This window comes from Streptococcus sp. S784/96/1, assembly GCF_902729355.1.
Lineage (GTDB): Bacteria > Bacillota > Bacilli > Lactobacillales > Streptococcaceae > Streptococcus > Streptococcus caledonicus.
Window position 1 is genome coordinate 61,380 of sequence record NZ_CACVCC010000009.1, and the last position, 18,031, is coordinate 79,410.

Sequence of the window (18,031 nt, forward strand, 5' to 3'; positions counted from 1 at the left end):
CAGAGCTACTTTCAAAATATTCTAACAATTTATACAAATTTTATTATACTACAATAGCTAAACCTTGAAAAGTTGAAAACTCAAAAAAAGTTGTACAAAATGAAAAAGTTCCCAAAACCTGAGAACTTTTCATTTAATCAACATTTAGGCTTCTTTTATCACCACTTGCCCGTCAACGATTTCAGCTACTAAGTTTTTAGCATCTGTATGGTCTAGATAGAAATCTGTCACCTTGTCACGAATGTCATTTTCAATCACACGTCTAAGTGGTCGAACGCCCATTGTTTCATCGTAACCTGCTTCCGTTAGATAATCAATAACGTCATCAGTTACCGTCAAGGTAATGGCTTTTTTAGCTAAGGTTTGGTTAACTTGGTCAAGCATAAGGTCAACAATCTTCTTCAAATCATCCTTAGTCAAACTATGGAACTCGATAACACCATTGAAGCGATTGAGAAATTCTGGTCTAAAGTATGGTGCAATTCTATCCATAATTGGAAGCTCTGCTTTTTCTCCAGAAGGGTGATAACCAAAACCGGCATTTGACGTTGCAATAATCACTGTATTTTTGAAATTAACTGTATTTCCTTGTCCATCTGTTAAGTGACCATCATCTAAAACTTGAAGCAAAAGGGTGATAACTTGTGGATCTGCTTTTTCAATTTCATCCAAAAGTACGATAGCATAAGGATTTCGGCGTACCCGTTCTGTTAGGGTATGGCTATTATCATCGTAGCCCACATAGCCCGCTGTCGTCCCAATCAATTTGGAAACTGCTGTTTTATCACTATACTCTGACATGTCTAATCGTATGATAGCCTCTTTCGTCCCAAACATATCAAGCGCTAACTGTTTGGCAAGTTCTGTTTTACCAACACCTGTTGGACCCACAAAGAGGAAGGAGCCAATCGGACGATTACCTTCATCAAAACCGGCACGATTGCGTCGAATAGCTTTGGCAACAGCTTCTACTGCTTGGTCCTGTCCAATAACCTTACCTTCGAGACGATAAGCCATTTCTTTGAGTCGTTCAATATCAGATGCTCCCATTTGTGAAACAGGCACACCAGACAATCGTTCTACGGATTCAGCAATATCATTGATGCCAGCTGTCACTTTTTGATTATCAGTGTGATTAGCCATCTGTTTTTCTAATTCTTCAATACGAACTTTGGCTTGAAGGGCTTTTTCATAATCTTCTCTAGCTGCAAAATCTTCTTGTCTCGCTTTTTGCTTTGCTATTTCCGCTTCAATCGTCTTAATATCTGTCACAGGATGTTGGGCTGCTAAGTGAGCAGCTGTCATATCAACCAAGTCAATAGCCTTATCTGGTAAGCTACGTTGTGGGATATATTGAATAGAGTAATCCACTGCTGCTTTCAACACCTCATCAGGTAACAGAACGTTGTGGTGTCCTTCGTAAAGAGAACGAATGCCTTTCAAAATAGCAAGCGTATCTTCTGCAGACGGTGCATTAACTTTGACTTCATTGAAACGACGAGCGAGAGCGGCATTTTTCATGATAGTATTACGGTACTCATCCTGTGTTGTTGCACCAATAACAGTCAATTCTCCACGAGAGAGTGCCGGTTTTATCATATCTGCTAAGCCTTTTGAACCAGAATCTCCGCCAGTAGAACCTGCCCCTAAAATTTGGTGGATCTCATCAAAGAAGAGAATCACATTTCCTGCTGCTTTCACTTCTTCCACTAAGTTTTGAATGTTTTCTTCAAAAGCTCCTCGGTACTGAGTGCCAGCTTCTAATCCAGAAATATCAATAGAGATAATTTCTTTATTCTTGATTGAAGCTGGAACATCACCAGCTATGATAGCCTGTGCTAGTCCTTCAACAACTGCTGTTTTACCAACACCAGCATCGCCAACTAATACAGGATTATTTTTTGTACGACGGGCTAAAATTTCAGCAGTTTCTTGAATTTCCTTATTACGGCCAATAACTGGATCAAGATTACCTTGTCGAGCTTCTTCGGTTAGGTTTGTTCCTAATTTTGCAAGGATGCCATCTTCTTTCATCCTAGCACCTTTCTCTGGTGCAATTCCCTCAGCTTGAGGTAATTTACCTATCTGGCGATAGATAGCAAACTCTTCTGGTGTGACTTCGCGTCCATTGATCATATAACGACGGCTTTCAGAGCGATAACCACCCATGTTTCCCATCAATTGGTTAAAAATATCGTCCATGTTATTAAAATTGTTAAAATCATTATTTCTCATTGTTATCTCCTTTTAGCTAGCACTGCGTTTGTTTGACTAAAACTGACCTTTTATCTAAAAAATTAGAAAGTAGTCAAGTCGTCTAATAATTTCGGGCTCAGGTTGATATTCCTGACCAAAACTGACCTTTATTTTAAAATTAAAATGACTATCCATCTGAGCCACCTCTTTCGTTAAAAGTTTTCTACTTCCACCACTCAAATCATTAATCTCTAAGTGGAGATGATAAGGTATTTTCTAACCTTATAATTGTATTATATACCTTTGGTCAGTAAAGGTCAAATATTTTGTTCAGAATTTTTGTAAACCCAAATTGTCCCGCGTTGTAAAATTAAGCTAGACAGAAAAAGCCATCTATGTTAGTCTCAGATAAACTACCACATTTGTCTGAAAGGGACTAACATAAATGACCTACACTCATCTTACCACAAACGAACTCGTAATGATAGAGGCATATTACCAAGCAGGTAAGAAAGTTTGCGACATTTCAAAGTCACTTGGCAGATCACGACAAACGATTTACAATGTTCTTTCTTTTCTGAAAACTGGTCATTCGGCTTATGACTATTATGAGCGTTACCAAACCAACAAGAAGCGTTGTGGCCGGAAAAACACTCAACTCACAAAACCAGTACAAGACTTTATCCAATCATATTTAGAATTAGATTGGAGTTTCGATGTGATAAAAGGTACCTATCCTGAGCGCATCCCTTGTTCTATGAGAACCCTCTATCGCTTAGCTGACCGTGGCATCTTCCATAAAAATGATTTCCCCTGGCAAGGGAAACGAAACCCCAATGGGAAGAAAGAAACGCGTGGAAAACAAGCTTTTCGCAGAAATATTCGTGAGCGGACTGAAATGTATCCAGAGCTCGAAAGTGAATTCGGTCATCTTGAAGGGGACACCATTGTTGGCAAGAATCATAAAAGTGCTGTTATTACGATGGTTGAGAAGCAGTCAAAAGCGATTATCACACTTCAAACAAATGGAAGAAAAGCGAGTGACATTGAGGAATCTGTCAGCAAGTGGATGTCACAGTTTCCAAGACATCTCTTCAAGTCCATTACCTTTGATTGCGGGAAAGAGTTCTCCAATTGGAAATCCATTTCCAATAAACATGACATTGACATTTTCTTTGCGGATCCAGGCTGTCCGGGTCAACGAGGTCTTAATGAACATTCTAATGGTCTATTAAGACGGCACGGACTTCCTAAGCAGATGGACTTCAAGGGTATTTCTCAAAAATGTCTATCAGCTATAGCTGATAAAAGAAATAGAATTCCTAGGAAATCATTGAACTATCAAACACCATATCAAGTTTTTCTGACTAACTTGAAAATGTCTAACTTAATTTGACAAATGAGGTAGTTAAAAAAAGCCATTTTAGTCATATAATACTTATTGCAATGAAGACAGTGAGGAAATAGTTATGGTACAGATAGCCGACAAATTTAAATCTAAACGAAAAGAGCTGAAGTTATCACAAAAAGCTTTAGCAGATGGCATTTGCGAACAAAGCCAGATTAGTAAATTGAGCGTGGTAACTACATGCCATCGGCAGACCTCCTCTATCAATTAGGCAAACGTCTTCAAGTATCAATGGACTACTTCTTTAATGATGACATCAAGGTCAAGTCTAATCTCTTAGAATTTAAAAGATTGACTGAAAAATTGCTTAACGATCGCAATTACAACGATTTAGCCTATTTACTCCAATTAGAAAAAAACAATAAGCATTTCTTATCTGTAGAGGACAAAGCCTATTTAACATGGGTCGAAGCAATGATTGATTTTTACTCCAATTATAAGAAAGATGAAGCTATAGATACCCTAGAAATCTTATCGAAGCAGATTAATCATCAAACAGATATTTACTTGAAAATCCTAAATACTTTGGCAAATTTTTATGATGAGGTTGAACGATGTGAAGATTATGAAGAGATTTATCATAGGCTAATGAAGCTCTATCAAGAAAAAGATCTAACTAATCAAGAATATCTTTTTGGCTATCTTAAGGCACGTTACAACTATGCTCATCATTTACAATTAAATGCTCAATACAGGGAAGCTGCTGAGCTTGCTTTAGAAACGATTGCTATCTGTAAAGAAAAAGAGACCAGTCATCAACTTGCTCTCTTACTGATTATTGTTGGAAATGCTGGTAGGCATTTCATGGACGTTGAAAAAGTTAAAGGCTACTATCTACAAGCAAGGGATTTGTTTAGCATTTATGGTAATCACATCATGCTCCTTAAAATTGAAGATTACCTTCAAGAACTTGAAAAGGGACCCCGAATGTTCGAGAAGTCACTTGTTCTGTTAGATTTCTAACTTGCTTGAGCCATCTGCATGTGATAATAGACCCCTTTTTGGCTCATGAGTGTGGCATGATTGCCATGCTCAACGATATTGCCATCCACCATGACAAGGATAATATCAGCTGATTGAATGGTTGATAACCGGTGCGCAATGATAAAGCTGGTTCTGCCTTCCATCAACTTTTCAAAAGCTTCTTGGACCAAAATCTCTGTTCGCGTATCAATAGATGACGTCGCTTCATCCAAGATTAACATTTGTGGTAATTTGACAAAGATTCTGGCAATGGTTAATAGCTGACGCTGACCTTGAGATAAGGAGTCACCACCATCAGTTAGTACGGTATCATATCCTTTTGGTAATTGGCGAATAAAGAAATCAGCATTGGCAGACTGTGCTGCTGCAATCACTTCTTCTCTTGTCGCATCTGGTTTGGCATAGGCGATATTATCATGTATAGTGCCATTTTTTAACCAGGTTTCTTGTAAGACCATACCAATCTGACTACGGAAATCGGCACGCTTATAGTCTGTCAATGGCTGTCCATCTAATAAAATCTGACCACCTGTCACATCATAAAACCGCATCAATAGATTGATTAGGGTTGATTTTCCAGCTCCAGTTGGACCTACTACTGCTACTTTGCTTGCTGCTGGAATGTCAATGGAAAGGTTATTGATTAAGGTGCGTTGGCTATCAGGATAACCAAACGAAATCTTGTCAAAACTAACATGACCTTGCAGTAAGTTCTGACCTAGCTCTGCTTGTCCCTCATCTACTAAACTTTGCTCATCTAAAATAGCATACAACCTCTCCGCACAGGCTAAAGCGCTCTGCAATTCTGCCAAAACCGAAGAAATATCGTTAAACGGCTTGGTATATTGATTGACATAATTAAGGAATGTTGTCAGTTGACCAACCGTGAAAGTTCCAGACATAATGCGATAGGCACCTACACCAGTCAACAGAGCATAGATAAGAGCATTCACAAATCGCGTCGAAGGGTTAACCGTTGAGGAATAGAAAATAGCTCCTAGTGAGTGCTCAGCATACCGATCATTGATGTCTTGGAATTGGGAAATGGCTTGCGCTTGACCATTGAAAGACTGAATAAGACTTTCTTGCCCAATCATTTCTTCTATGAGCTGCGTTTGTAGGCCACGTGACTGCGTTTGATTCTGATATAGGCGATATGATTTTTTAGCAATAAAGCGTGCTAAAAAGAGCGACAATGGGGTCAACACTAAAACCAAGCCTAACATCACAAGGTCTAATGTTGCCATGGTTACGATAGAGACTACAATCGTTAAAGCACCAATTAAAAACTGATTAAAAATCATCAAGAGACCATTGCTCAATTGCTCCGTATCGGTTGTTAATCGACTCACCATATCTCCCACACCACGCTTGTCTAAGTAAGCAATCGGTAACTGATGAACCTTTGTGATAACAGCTTGACGAAGCCTTTGGATATAAGTGAAGATAAGCCGATTATACAATATTGGTGCAATCCATTGCACCACAGTATTGGCCAAAATAACAAGTAGCATTTGCAAGATTAAGCTAGATAAAAGAGACAAAGCATCTGGCTTAACCACGCTGTCAACAGCTTCACCAATCAAAATCGGTAAATAAATGGTCAATCCCACCTGAGTAATGGTCAATAGGAGAATGGCAAATACTAACCAAGGATTAGCCAGTAAATCTTTCATCAATCGTTTAAACATGCTACCCCTCCCTTTCCTGTGATTTGCAAATCTCTTGATAAATTTCATTTTCTAACAATAATTCTTGGTGAGTTCCAAGTCCAGATTGTTGTCCCTTATCAAGAACTAAAATCTTGTCTGCCTGAGACAGACTTCCTGGCCTTTGCGAAATTAAGATTAAAGTGGTATCAGATAATTGTTCACGAAGAGCAGATAAAAGACGACTTTCTGTGAGGTAATCAAGAGCTGAAGTCGCATCATCCAAAACTAGGAATGGTGCTTTCTTCAAAATAGCTCTTGCAATTGTCAGCCTCTGCCTTTGACCTCCAGAAAAGTTTCGTCCGAAGGCCTCTACCTCAGCATCTAACTGTCCATCTTTCTCACGGACAAAATCACTAGCCTGCGCCAGTTCTAGTGCCTGCCAAAGCTCATCTTCACTAACAGGCTTATGTAAGCCTAAGGTGAGATTTGAACGAATCGTTCCTTTAAACAGCTCTGCTTTTTGCGGAACAAGGGCAACCCAGTCACGCCACTCGCCTAGTGACCTTGGACTTTGTCCATTTTGAAAAATAGCAAAGCTACCTAGAGTTGGTCGGTAGAGACCATTAATCATTTTGACAAAAGTTGACTTCCCAGAACCAGTTCCCCCAATAATTCCCAAAAATTGACCCTTCTCTATACTTAAATGAATCTGATTAAGAGAAGGTCCAGAAGCATTTGGATATGTAAAGGTGACATCCTCCACAACTAAGGCGTGTGAGGAGGTTTCCTGTTTTAATTCAGCCTGTATTTCCTCTGATGTTAAATCAAAAACAGAGGAGATACGTTGAGCTGAGATAAAGGATTGGTTAAGCGTTGTCACTAACATGGTCAATTTAATCAATTCAACTAAAATTTGTAACAGGTAATTAACAAGGGCAACTAGCATTCCTTGAGACAGTAAACCTGTTCCGATTTTAACGCCACTATGCCAAATCACAATGACTAAGGTCATATTTACCACAAGATAGGTTAAAGGGGTAACTAGAATAGAAAGATTCCCTGTTTTTAGTTGCTGATGAGTATAATCTGCGTTAGCCTGACTAAAATCAACGATCTCTCGCTCCGTCTGATTAAAGGCACGTATCACTCTTATGCCCTGCATTTGTTCTCTAGTTAAAGAAACAATCTTATCCAATTGTTGGCGAAGTTTTAGATACATTGGACTTAACAAACGACTCATTATGCCTACAATGAGGAAAAGTACGATCACCATGAGCAAAAACCAAAGGGTAATGCCACGATCAATGGTCAAAGCCATGAAAATAGCACCAAAAACGATGAACGGAGAACGTAAAAAGAGCCGTAAAAACATGTTGATGCCTGACTGAACCTGCAAGCTATCACTTGTCAAACGAGCTACCAAGCTTGACGTTCCAATTTTATCTCGTTCTTCCTGTGGAAGAGACATGATTTTTTCAAATAAATCTTGATTTAATTTCTGCGTAAAACCAACCGCTGCTTTGGCTGAAAAATATTGAGCTGTAATAGCTACCACACAGCCGATAACAGATAGCATTCCTAAGAGAAAAATCATCAGAAATAGATGATTTTGGTCATTATTTGGAATGGTTTCGTCCATAATTTTGGCAAGCACCAAAGGAACCAGTAGTTCAAATGATGCTTCCAAAAGTTTAAATAGTGGGCCTAAAAGCGTTTCTTTTAAATACCCTTTAAAATAGATTCCTAATCGTTTCATTTTCCTGCTCCTCCTATGCCATCAGACTGAATACCTTAATCAGAAAGAGGTTAAAGTGAACCTGTCTCGAGTAGTAGTAATTACCACCGTTTTTATAGAGTTTCCGTTCACCATTGAGCAAAGCGATAAGATTATTATAGGTGTAGGTTTCAGCACTCGTATTACCTAAACTAGGTGCCAACACCTCTCTTGAATAATTTTTTGCAAGAGCGACGCTGTTTTGTCCACCGTGTTCTGCCACATAACGAATGTAGGGGGCACCAAAATTGTAAGCCTGAACTGCTGTCCATTCATCAACCTGATACGACTCTGCTAATAGTAGATTTTCCGACAGGACTGATACGCCTTGACGGACACTTTCGCGACTGTCTGTAATGACATTCATCTGTCCAGACCAACTTTCACTGGACTGCATCACATCTTGCTGCTGTCCCTTAGTTTCCGTGTAAATCATGGCTAGAATCAAGTCTTCATTAGCAATAGTATCATTCTCAGCTAAGACTTCTCTTACCATATCACGATATGTCAAAACGGTTTTCACATGGCCATAGATTTGATACCCGCGCCAGCCAATCATTAGCATTAGTAACAGGACTATCAAGCGTCTTATTTTTTTTAACATTATTTATTTTGAATATCCTGTATGTTCTTGATTAAAATGGAGTAGGTACCATCATTATTTTGGATGAATTCCACACTTTCCGCATCCTGATAGACATTATTTGGAACAATCAGCTCAATGCCATTTGACAAAGAGAGTTTCTGACTTTCTAGTTTCTTAATTTGACGTGAACTATCAATATCCGACATCTTAATTGGCTCTGGAATGGTTTCTTTTAGCTCATCAATAAAGGTCAAACGAGCCGTCAAATTATCGTCAAAGAGCTGATTAGCCAATTTTTCTGGAGACAATTCTTGCTCTTCCAAATTGTTAAAGATGGCTGTCTTAACCTTTGATTGGAAGGCGAAATCATCCTTATTAAAGCTGTCAGCCACCTTCTGTGCCACCTGCTCCACTTGCTTAATGGATTTCTTGACAGACTGCTCAGGCTTGACCTGCAAGAGATTTTCAGAGAAATAATTAGCAAAAGACCCGTTATGCTTAATCCGCTTCTCGATTAAATAATACTGATGTGTTTTTCGGTTAATCAGCAGGGCTTCGTCTGGTGTCTGGGCAGCTGATGGGAGATTATTTTGCGTGACCTTGATGGGACTGTCGCTGTCGCCTGAAATATGCGTGAAGTTCTCTTTGAGTCCGACTCGAAGAAAGGCAAAATACTCCTCGCCATCTCGATCAAACTGGATAAAGACCAAGTCGTTGGTTTTTTGATCCTCGGAAATCACAAATTCTTCCTTCCAGAGCTCTGCTATTTTCACTGAAGTCGCCATGAAATCGTCGGTCAAGTAAGACAAGAAGACATTGTCAGCCTCAAATTGGCCACGCTTAGCCTCATCTGAAAAAACTTTAGATAATTTCTTTCTGAAATAGTCATCAATCCGAGGGGTCAAAACCAAAGGATTGTCCGCTAAAACTAATTCCGTATCATCTGGCGTAAATTGATGGATGATTATTTTTTTGATGTATAAATCTAGCATAACTCACCTTAGTACAATGGGAAAGCGTCTGTCAAAGCACGGACCTCTTGACGCACTTCTGCTAGGACTGTTTCCTGATCATGATGTTCAAGAGCTTTGATAATGAGTTCGGCAACTTTTTGGCACTCTGCCTCGCCAAACCCACGGCTGGTCACAGCCGCTGTTCCGATACGAATACCAGAGGTTTTAAATGGCGATAGCGTTTCAAAAGGAATGCTATTTTTGTTGAGGGTAATATTGACCTCATCCAGAAGGTCTTGTGCTTGCTTACCGTTCTCAATCACCTTTGTCACATCAACCAGAAAGACATGGTTATCTGTACCACCTGAAATGACTCGGAACTTGTCATGTTGATTGAAAACGTCCGCCATAGCCTGACAGTTGGCAATGACTTGCTGAGCATAGTCTTTCCAAGCAGGATCTAGATTCTCTTTGAAGGCAACTGCCTTAGCCGCAATCACATGCTCTAGTGGGCCACCTTGCAAACCTGGAAACACTGCTGAATTGATTTTCTTAGCTAAAGCTTCATCATTGGTCAGAATGAGGCCACCACGAGGCCCGCGAAGGGTCTTGTGGGTCGTTGAGGTTACCACATCAGCGTAAGGCACAGGATTTGGATGCAAACCAGCTGCGACAAGACCAGCAATGTGCGCCATGTCTACCATAAGTTTTGCACCTACATTATCAGCAATCTCACGGAATCTGGCAAAATCAATGGTGCGTGAATAAGCTGACGCACCTGCAACAATCAGTTTTGGTTGCACAGATTTAGCCTGTTCCAAAATGGCATTATAGTCCAATTGCTCTGTCTCAGGATTGACAGAGTAACCCACAAAGTTGTAAGTTTTTCCAGAGAAATTCACTGGAGAACCGTGTGTCAAGTGACCACCCGCTGCTAAGTCCATACCAAGCACGGTATCACCTGGTTTAATCAAAGCCATGTAGGCTGCTGCATTGGCCTGACTACCTGAATGCGCCTGCACATTAGCAAACTGAGCTCCAAAGAGTTCTTTAGCACGGTCAATAGCTAAATTTTCCACCACATCAACACAGTCTGTCCCACCATAATAGCGTTTGCCTGGATAGCCCTCGGCATATTTATTGGTTAAAACAGAACCTTGTGCAGCCATAACTGCCTTAGAGACCACATTCTCAGAAGCAATCAATTCAATATTGTGCTGCTGACGGTCTTCCTCAACTTCAATAGCTTGCCATAATTCTGGATCAAATGCCTTGTAATCTACTTTATCAAAAATCATTTTTGTTCTCCTTTTATCTAACAGAGGTATACGGTAATACTACTATTTTATGCCAAATTTTGCCAATACTATCATTGAAAATCATTTAGGTTAATAAGTTATCTTTAAAACCTTTCACATCGTCTAAATAATGATTTTCTTCAATCACTGTTGTAATCCATTCTCTGTCGTGTACGCGATTAACGCCTGTTTCAACCTGTGATTGGTACAAATCAACAAAAGGGAGTTTTTTCTCTTTGGCACATTTAACTTCCAAAGAAACATCATAAGTAACCTTACGGAAGTCAATAGAAACGCCATGCTCATCTACCGTCAAAATCGCATACTGGGCACGTAGGTCATGTCGCAACTTTTCCCAAGGGAAAAAAGGGTTACCAACCGAACCAGGATTGAACAATAGTTGCCCTTTACTACTGTATCTTAGAACAGGAATATGGGTGTGCCCATAAATCGCTACATCACAGGGATAATTTTCAAAAAAAGCATCAATCGTTTCTTGACTTGCTGTCGGACCAAGCTCCCATCCATAATTTTTTTCAGGTAATTGGTGGGAGATACTAAAAGAAATCCCTTCTCTGTCAATCATAACATGCATGGGAGTTTCTCGAATACTCGTTACAGATTCTGTCGTTAACTCTTCCATGGCATATTGCACCAGACGATTGAGGTAGATTTCCTCACAATCCTCAATACCAACATCACCATTCAAAACTTCCAAGAGACAATCATCCCAGTTCCCTCGAACCTTGATAGTTGGATTAACCTCATTAAGTAAATTGAAGAGCTCCATTCGTCCATGCCCTGGCAGCAATAAATCTCCAAGAATCCAATACTCATTAACAGCTTGCGCCTTAGCATCAGCCAGTACAGCTTCTAATGCCGTGGTGTTTCCATGAATGTCCCCTAAAACAGCTATTTTTAGCATGTAAAACTCCTTGATAATTTTCTATAAGGTTAATGAATTAACATTTCAGAAGTAATGCCGTATTCGACTAATAAATCTGACACTTTATCAAAATACAAAGCATAATGCTCTAATTTATGACCATCTGAACCAATAAAGTACGAGGTACATCCCAGTTTTTTCAACACATCTAAAGCATAGCGATAAAGCTGTTCATGCTCATAAAGGTACATGCTTTTACTATTAATTTCAAAAGCTAAACCAAACCGCATCATTTTCTCAAAAATACGAATCAACTGTGGTTCATATTCTTTTAATTCCTCAACAGTTATTTCAAATGGCCTAAAGCCATAATCAAAATGTGCTAGTACATCCGCCTCAACACGTCCAATAGCATATTCTAGCGCTTCAAAATACCTAGGGATAATATTGTCTTTACCTAGTGGAAAAACAAATTCTCTCTGTAGATAGTCAAACTGGCCATTATGATGAACAGATAGCAGTTTTAAATCAAACTGCTTATCGGATAAATAATCTAAAATATCATTCTCTCGTGGCTGATAATAACCAATTTCAATGCCTTTTTTGATCCTAATTCCCAACTGCTCTTCTAAAATTGAGATTTTTTCACAGTAGGCTTCATAATCAGGAATATCATCATTTCCAGAATAAGGATTCGACAAATCAAAATGCTCTGTAGTCACGAATCCCTCTGTCATAACTGGCAAATAGTTATCGAAAGTCTCCTCACAATCATAAGAAAAATTAGTATGCAAATGATTATCTTGTATCATAACGAGAGTCTCCTTTGACCTATTTTAACTTCTTGATAAATCTCACTTGGGTTTTATCGCCATTGTAGCCGATTTTTCGGTAAAATGCATGCGCTTCTAAGCGATGGGATCCTGAGTTTAAGCGAATAAAGGCTAAATCAGCTTCAAGAGCTTGTCTTTCTAGTTCTTCCATTAGTAAACGCCCAATCCCTTGTCCTTGATGGGCTAACGATACAGCTAAACCCAAAACATTAAGTCCTCTTTCCGAATAGATGGCTTCATAAATTTGTGCCTGAACATAGCCAATCACTTGGTCAGTTTCATCTACTGCACCAATCAAGAAATGGCTGTCATTAGCTAAACATCTCTCAAGCTGCTTCTCAGTCTCTTCCAAGGAAAAAGGATAACCAAGCGCTGTTTCACTAATCACTTGAAGTTGTGGGGCGTCTGATAGGGTTAATCGTCTGAGGGTTACTTGCACTGTCATTACTTGCTCCTTTAATTCAGTTGTCTAGCGAGCCATTCTCTGTCAATCACGGGAAAAATCGTCAGCTCTGCGATTTCCTCCAAAGAAAACCACTTTGGTAAGTACCGATTTTCTGGCATTGAGCGCTCCGCTTCTTCACCATGAATAGCCAAAGGACCAACACTTTCTTGCGACTGAATGAGAAAAATCCAACCATCTTCCTGTTGCTTTTCAGCCTTAATCGCTTCCGCAGGAACTTGGATAGCCAATTCCTCCGACAATTCCCTTAGGGCAGCTTGTCTAGGAATCTCACCAGCCTCAATACCACCGCCAGGAAAAACTAAGTAAGTCTTATCTGGCTTTATTCGCTTAATCAGAATCATAAATTGTCCTGACTTATCCAATAAAATCACACTTGCTCTCATTTAATTCACCTTTGTTTTGACAATTCCTAAGAAAAATCTGCTAACATCTTTTGAAAAACCATTCTTATCAAAAGGTGGTTTAGTTGTCATAATTTGATAGGTTTCTGAATTTTCCTGATAAAAATGGTCTGTTAATGTAAAACTGTTTTTCTCATAAAAAGCTAGTCGTCGTAATCTCTGCTCTGCATTTTCTGAAACCTCAAAAGGAGGTTCAATGGTCACAATCAGAGGCTTTCCACCAGCTTTTTCTTTTACCTTTTGTAAAATAGCGGTGCCGTAACCTTGTGACTGATGACTTTCAGCAACAGCCAGAAACAGTAAGAAATCACAAGACAGACCTTTTACGGTGTAGGAAAAACCAACTAGCTTTTCTTGGTCAAGGTAAGCAAGAAATTCTGCCTTTCTCAAGAGTAAAAACCAGTAGGGCAACCGTTCTTCCTTGGGAAAAGAGGCAAAATATAGATTTCTAATGTCTCTCGCTATTGAACTAAATGGGGTAACCGAAATGATTTTCATGCATTATCCTCAAAAACAATCTCTGGAACTTGCAAGATGATATCTTCCTTAGTAATCGCACCCTGTCTTAGAATGCGAGCCTTTTCTCCAGATAAGTCTAAAATGGTGGAATCTTGACCTGTCAAAACATGATCATCGTCATAACCTGTTACTTGATTGTCAAAATCCTTTAAAATTTCTTTGAAAACCGTGCCACTGCTCTTACCAGAAATATTGGCAGAAGGTCCAATTAAGACTTGCTGAGAACGGATGAATTCCAAGGTTTTAGGGTGATTTGGCACGCGAAAACCGACTGTAGGTAAACCTGAATTAATCCAAGTTGGAACCTTATCGTTAGCCTTTAAAATAATGGTCAAAGGTCCTGGTAAAAAAGCGTCATAGAGTTTTCTGAGATAGGGTGGCTGATTCTTAGAATAAGCTAAAATCGTCTCAAAATCAGCGACATTTAGGTTCATGGCCTTGTCTTTTGGACGCTGTTTTAGGGCATAGACACGTTCAACAGCGTATTCGTCAAGTGCTTTAGCAAAAAGGCCATAGACTGTCTCGGTAGGCAAAACCAGCGCTCCGCTTCCCTCTAAAATCTTGACGAAATCATTATCTGCCATCTAAAACCACCATTCTATCCTTGCCAAACATATCCTTTAGCACGCGCACACGGGTTTCTGGAAAAACCTTATTTAATAAAGTTGTCAAGCCCGCTCCCTGCTTGTAACCAATCTCAAAGTACAACTTCCCTTTAGGCGTTAGGTAAGCTGCGGACTGCTCAATAATCTGACGGTAAATGGCATAGCCATCTTCATCCGCAAACAAGGCAAGGTGGGGTTCCGATGATAAGACATTGCCCCCGACTTCATCTTTATCATCATAGGAAATATAAGGCGGATTAGACACGATGATATCAAAGGAACCCTCAATAGCTGAAAATACATCTGATTGAATAAAAGTCACCTCAAGTTGATTGGCTTGCGCATTTTCACGAGCAAGGCTAAGGGCTTCTGGTGAAACATCACTGGCTGTCACTTGCCACTCTGGTCGGGCTTTTTTTAGGGATAAGGCTATCACTCCGCTTCCTGTACCAATGTCTAAAACTCGCAGGTCTGCTCCGCTATTTTCCCTTAAAATCAAATCAACAAGCTCCTCTGTCTCAGGGCGAGGAATCAGTACACGGTCATCAACCGCTAACTCAAGCTCCCCAAAGTAAGCCTTACCTGTGATGTACTGAGGTGGAATTTGCTGGCTTAGTTGCTCAAAAATTCGGTGAAACAATGCCTCGTCAGCATCTGTAACAGCTTGCCGTAAATGCAAGACAAGGTCGGTCTTTGTCCATCCCTTTAAGGCTTGAAAGACATAGACCAGACCTTCTCTCTCCTCACCAAGCTGCTCAAGGCGCTCTTCTAGTTGCGCGATAAGGTTGGCGTAAGTCATTAGTTATTTAGTTTCTCCAATTTTTGTGTTTGGTCATAAAGCACTAGCGCATCAACGACTTCATCCATTTTACCAGACAAAATGGTATCTAATTTTTGAAGGGTCAAGCCAATGCGGTGATCGGTCACACGGTTTTGTGGGAAGTTGTAAGTACGGATACGCTCAGAACGGTCACCTGTACCAATGGTTGATTTACGCTCGGCATCTTGCTCATCTTGGGCAATTTGGGCAAAATGGTCAGCCACACGCGCACGGATGATTTTCATCGCTTTCTCACGGTTTTTCTGTTGTGTCCGTTCTTCCTGCATTTCAACCTTGATATTGGTTGGCAAGTGAACGATACGAACGGCTGTCGCAACCTTATTGACGTTCTGACCACCAGCACCTGAAGCGTGGTAAATATCCACACGAAGGTCTTTCGGGTCAATATCATATTCAACTTCTTCGATTTCAGGCATGATAAGAACTGTCGCCGTTGATGTGTGAACACGACCTTGACTTTCTGTCACAGGAACACGTTGCACACGGTGAGCACCTGACTCGTATTTAAGTTTTGAATAAACAGATTGACCAGATACCATTGCAACCACTTCTTTGATACCGCCGACACCATTATAAGAAGCCTCCATGACTTCAAAGCGCCAGCCTTGGCTCTCCGCAAATTTTTGGTACATGGTCAACAAGTCACCTGCAAAGAGAGCTGCTTCATCACCACCAGCTGCACCACGGATTTCCAAGATGATATTTTTATCATCATTCGGATCTTTTGGCAAGAGAAGGATTTTCAATTTTTCTTCGTAGACTTCTTTATCCGCCTTAGATTGTTTTAACTCTTCCTTGGCCATTTCCTCTAATTCAGGATCGCCTCCGGCATCCTTAATCATTTCTTCTGCGTCAGCGATGTTTTGAATAACTTGTTTGTATTCACGGTAGGCTGTCACAGTCTCACGCGTGTTCGCTTCTTCACGCGATAATTCCATAAAACGCTTCGTATCGCTCACCACATCAGGGTCAGACAACAACTCTCCAAGTTCTTCATAACGGTCTTCCACCGCCTGTAATTGATCATAAATGTTCATAATATAAGATATTAAGGGCGTTAAAAGCAAGAGAAAAATAGGAGACTGACGCCGTGTGCTTGCACACAAGGAACGTCTATCTTTTTTCCGATGCTTTTAGCCCGTATTCGATTCCTTTCTAAGATATTAATGCCGTTAAACAAGGCAACGGAAAATAGGAATCCTGACGAAGAAGCTCCTGCTTCTAGGAAGAATTATCTTTTTCCTAAGCCTTGTAGGCATATTCAGTTCCTTTCAAAAAATTATTAATTCGTTAATCGATATAAGGCAACAATCTCGTTATCTAGCTTATCCCCTGTTTCTAAAAAGCCATAAGTAAGATAACATAACTGAGCATGTGTATTCTCTGGTTCATAAGAAATCCAGAGATAGTTAGCTGTTCTCAAGGTATCCGATGCTATCCATTTTAAAATAGCATCCATAGCTAACTTAAAATACCCCTGTCCTTGAAAATTTTGGTCAAACATCAAACGAAAGAGAAGATAATTCCCTTGACTTATACCAATTTTATCATCGTAAGCAAGCATGGTGAAACCAATCAGCTTGTTATCATCATAGATAGCAAGCGGGAAAATAGCATCACCGTTTTTCTCATAGACATAAGCTTCCGCTAAGCTGACAGCATTAGGTGCTACAAACTCCTCCTGTTCTTTTGAAACCGTTAGAGATAATACATCCCAATAATTCTGTAAAGTGACATCTTTTAACTTAACAACCATCATAATTTCCCATGGAATCACTCATCAATCGGTGGATTAAAATAATGTTTTCGACAGACTGATGTATAGCTTTCGTTACCACCGATTTGGACTTGTGCCCCATCATAGGTTGGCTTACCATCTTCCATTCGAAGAACCATGGTTGCTTTTTTCTTACAATAGTGGCAAATGGTTTTAATCTCATCAATTTTATCCGCTAATAAAAGCAGGTGCTTAGAACCTTCAAAGAGCTCGTTTCGAAAATCATTTTTAAGACCAAAAGCCATCACTGGAATATCCAATTCATCAACAATACGAGCCAAATCATAGACATTTGCCCGTGTCAAAAATTGCGCCTCATCTATCAGAACACAATAAGGTTGTGGGCTCTGCAATTTAATAAAACCAAAAATATCCGTATCTGCACTGATGGGATAAGCCTCACGCTTCATCCCAATTCGGCTAGAAACGTAACCAACACCATCGCGAGTATCTAGACTTGACGTCATCAGGATAACAGGTTTCCCCTGCTCCTCATAGTTGTAGGCAACCTTGAGAATCTCAATAGATTTCCCTGAATTCATAGCGCCGTAGCGATAATATAACTGTGCCAAAACACACTTCCCACTTTCACATAGTATCCTTATTATTTTACCATAAAGAGAAAAATATAGCACTTATGGAATTAAAAAAAGAGACCGATTTGTCAAGCCCCGTCTAAAATAGACAGTGTAAAAAAGAACATTAGTTAGTAAGGTATGACTCCCTGAATTCCATAGGGGTCATACCTTTTAATATTTCTTGTGGTCTATCATAGTTATACCAGTCCATGTATTCTTTAATTTGTTGGATGAGTTCATCTCTGTTATTAGGAGGAAAGAGCCGTAAGGACTC

Annotated in this window: 18 protein-coding genes and 1 pseudogene; 2 read left to right on the forward strand and 17 right to left on the reverse strand. The window is 39.8% G+C overall.

The annotated features are described in order from the left end of the window. Window positions 1-144: 144 nt before the first annotated feature. Window positions 145-2,235 (reverse strand): AAA family ATPase, encoded by a 2,091-nt coding sequence (locus GZ996_RS04790; RefSeq protein WP_162011451.1) that lies wholly within the window; start codon window positions 2,233-2,235, stop codon window positions 145-147. 406 nt (window positions 2,236-2,641) lie between these two features. Here GZ996_RS04790 and GZ996_RS04795 point away from each other — a divergent pair, with 406 nt between their 5' ends. Both GZ996_RS04795 and GZ996_RS04800 read left to right on the forward strand, forming a co-directional pair. After that, window positions 2,642-3,592: an IS30 family transposase gene (locus GZ996_RS04795; RefSeq protein ID WP_162011452.1), complete on the forward strand. Its 951-nt coding sequence runs from the start codon at window positions 2,642-2,644 to the stop codon at window positions 3,590-3,592. 73 nt (window positions 3,593-3,665) lie between these two features. Further along, window positions 3,666-4,567, forward strand: a pseudogene (locus tag GZ996_RS04800) (helix-turn-helix domain-containing protein). Here GZ996_RS04800 and GZ996_RS04805 read toward each other — a convergent pair. The 16 genes from GZ996_RS04805 to GZ996_RS12195 all read right to left on the reverse strand — a co-directional run. Beyond that, a complete protein-coding gene (locus GZ996_RS04805; protein ID WP_161980533.1) occupies window positions 4,564-6,279 on the reverse strand; it encodes an ABC transporter ATP-binding protein in 1,716 nt (571 codons plus the stop codon). The pseudogene GZ996_RS04800 and the gene GZ996_RS04805 sit on opposite strands and share 4 nt — an antisense overlap. Window position 6,280: 1 nt before the next feature. Then, window positions 6,281-7,996, reverse strand: a complete 1,716-nt coding sequence (locus GZ996_RS04810) for an ABC transporter ATP-binding protein (RefSeq protein WP_162011453.1) — start codon at window positions 7,994-7,996, stop codon at window positions 6,281-6,283. A 13-nt stretch (window positions 7,997-8,009) separates the two neighbouring features. Beyond that, the gene (locus GZ996_RS04815) at window positions 8,010-8,618 is read right to left on the reverse strand and encodes a lysozyme family protein (protein ID WP_156806628.1); all 609 of its coding nucleotides are present in this window, start codon (window positions 8,616-8,618) and stop codon (window positions 8,010-8,012) included. Next, complete coding sequence (locus tag GZ996_RS04820; protein WP_156806629.1) at window positions 8,618-9,592, reverse strand: nucleoid-associated protein; 975 nt, start codon at window positions 9,590-9,592, stop codon at window positions 8,618-8,620. Before GZ996_RS04820 ends, GZ996_RS04815 begins: the two co-directional genes overlap by 1 nt. 8 nt (window positions 9,593-9,600) lie before the next feature. After that, window positions 9,601-10,851, reverse strand: a complete 1,251-nt coding sequence (glyA, locus tag GZ996_RS04825; protein WP_161979423.1) for a serine hydroxymethyltransferase — start codon at window positions 10,849-10,851, stop codon at window positions 9,601-9,603. Between the two features lie 85 nt (window positions 10,852-10,936). Next, window positions 10,937-11,776: a metallophosphoesterase family protein gene (locus GZ996_RS04830; protein ID WP_161980531.1), complete on the reverse strand. Its 840-nt coding sequence runs from the start codon at window positions 11,774-11,776 to the stop codon at window positions 10,937-10,939. A gap of 29 nt (window positions 11,777-11,805) precedes the next feature. Then, the gene (locus GZ996_RS04835; protein ID WP_162011463.1) at window positions 11,806-12,546 is read right to left on the reverse strand and encodes a PHP domain-containing protein; all 741 of its coding nucleotides are present in this window, start codon (window positions 12,544-12,546) and stop codon (window positions 11,806-11,808) included. A 22-nt stretch (window positions 12,547-12,568) separates the two neighbouring features. After that, window positions 12,569-13,015, reverse strand: a complete 447-nt coding sequence (locus GZ996_RS04840; protein ID WP_162011454.1) for a GNAT family N-acetyltransferase — start codon at window positions 13,013-13,015, stop codon at window positions 12,569-12,571. An 11-nt stretch (window positions 13,016-13,026) separates the two neighbouring features. Beyond that, window positions 13,027-13,419 carry an NUDIX domain-containing protein gene (locus GZ996_RS04845; RefSeq protein WP_162011455.1) on the reverse strand — a complete coding sequence of 131 codons (393 nt, stop codon included), beginning with the start codon at window positions 13,417-13,419 and terminating at the stop codon, window positions 13,027-13,029. After that, window positions 13,420-13,935: a GNAT family N-acetyltransferase gene (locus GZ996_RS04850; RefSeq protein ID WP_162011456.1), complete on the reverse strand. Its 516-nt coding sequence runs from the start codon at window positions 13,933-13,935 to the stop codon at window positions 13,420-13,422. It abuts the gene before it with no gap. After that, window positions 13,932-14,540, reverse strand: coding sequence for an L-threonylcarbamoyladenylate synthase (locus GZ996_RS04855; protein ID WP_162011457.1), 609 nt, complete (start codon window positions 14,538-14,540; stop codon window positions 13,932-13,934). The genes GZ996_RS04850 and GZ996_RS04855 overlap by 4 nt, the downstream gene beginning before the upstream one ends. Next, a complete protein-coding gene (gene prmC / locus GZ996_RS04860; protein WP_162011458.1) occupies window positions 14,530-15,360 on the reverse strand; it encodes a peptide chain release factor N(5)-glutamine methyltransferase in 831 nt (276 codons plus the stop codon). Before prmC ends, GZ996_RS04855 begins: the two co-directional genes overlap by 11 nt. Beyond that, window positions 15,360-16,439: a peptide chain release factor 1 gene (gene prfA, locus GZ996_RS04865; protein ID WP_162011459.1), complete on the reverse strand. Its 1,080-nt coding sequence runs from the start codon at window positions 16,437-16,439 to the stop codon at window positions 15,360-15,362. Before prfA ends, prmC begins: the two co-directional genes overlap by 1 nt. A gap of 245 nt (window positions 16,440-16,684) precedes the next feature. Then, on the reverse strand, window positions 16,685-17,158 hold the full coding sequence (locus GZ996_RS04870; protein ID WP_162011460.1) for a GNAT family N-acetyltransferase: 474 nt from the start codon (window positions 17,156-17,158) through the stop codon (window positions 16,685-16,687). A 17-nt stretch (window positions 17,159-17,175) separates the two neighbouring features. Then, window positions 17,176-17,751: a thymidine kinase gene (locus GZ996_RS04875; RefSeq protein WP_162011461.1), complete on the reverse strand. Its 576-nt coding sequence runs from the start codon at window positions 17,749-17,751 to the stop codon at window positions 17,176-17,178. Between the two features lie 130 nt (window positions 17,752-17,881). After that, a partial coding sequence (locus GZ996_RS12195; RefSeq protein ID WP_162011462.1) for an IS3 family transposase occupies window positions 17,882-18,031 on the reverse strand: 150 nt, incomplete at its 5' end.